Source organism: Escherichia sp. MOD1-EC7003 (assembly GCF_002965065.1).
In the GTDB taxonomy this organism is placed as follows: Bacteria; Pseudomonadota; Gammaproteobacteria; order Enterobacterales; family Enterobacteriaceae; genus Escherichia.
Genome location: NZ_PTRE01000302.1, coordinates 1 through 360, shown reverse-complemented (window position 1 = coordinate 360; position 360 = coordinate 1). Strand labels below are relative to the sequence as shown.

Annotated in this window: 1 protein-coding gene and 1 pseudogene; both read right to left on the bottom strand. The window is 53.3% G+C overall.

Features of this window, described 5'->3' with window-relative positions; all coding sequences use genetic code 11:
• Nucleotides 1–221: pseudogene (locus A7090_RS25490) on the bottom strand (IS21 family transposase); the annotation flags it as partial.
• Between the two features lie 18 nt (nucleotides 222–239).
• Nucleotides 240–360, bottom strand: a 121-nt coding sequence (locus A7090_RS25485; RefSeq protein WP_001521491.1) for an IS66 family transposase, incomplete at its 5' end; no start/stop codon positions are given.

Below are 360 nucleotides of genomic sequence, written 5' to 3'. Positions count from 1 at the left end.
CACTGCTCCAGTAGCTGGTTAACATGGGCGAAGCTGTCGAACCGGCGGTACCGGACGAAGAAGTTTTCCTTGAGGTATTTCACCATCCGTTCAACCTTACCTTTGGTTCTGGCCCTTCGTGGACGGCAGGCCCGTGGCAGGAAGCCATAGTGATCGGCCAGCAGCAGGAACCCGGAGTTGAACACCACCTTCCCATTGTTATTTTTCAGGTAAGCGGCTCGTCAGAACCGTATTGATATTTACTGAGAGCTCAGATCAACTTTCCAGGGCAACAGATCGCGTACCCGGTTTGCCGGCCAGTCCTGGATATGTTCAATGACGTAGCGCAGCCACTTTTCTGGCTCCACATTGTTCAGACGG